1 protein-coding gene is annotated in these 297 nt (G+C 65.7%); it reads right to left on the bottom strand.

The window, feature by feature from the left end:
• On the bottom strand, positions 1-297 hold a 297-nt coding region (locus ACWGS9_RS35670), incomplete at both ends, for an IS66 family transposase (protein ID WP_454509542.1).

Genomic DNA, 297 nt, shown 5'->3' with positions numbered 1-297 from the left:
ATCCTCGCCCAGCTTGGACAGCCGGGATCCGCCGCAGCAGGCGCAGGCAGTCGGAGGATCGATGACGACGCGCTCGTATTCGATGTCATCCGGCCATGGCTTGCGCACCGGTCGCTTGCGCGTGAAGGGGCGAACCTTCAGCGTCTTCGCCGCCGCGGCCTGCGCGGCAAGCTCATCCTCGGTCGCCGAGGTGACGAGTTCTTCGAGCTCCAATTCCAGTTGCTCGATCAGCCGTGCCGTGCGCTCGGAGCGCTGCCCGTACAGTTCGCGTTTCAGCTTCTCGATGCGCAGCTCGAG

Source organism: Mesorhizobium sp. Arg314, from assembly GCF_053714275.1.
This window is presented reverse-complemented; position numbering and strand designations above follow the sequence as displayed.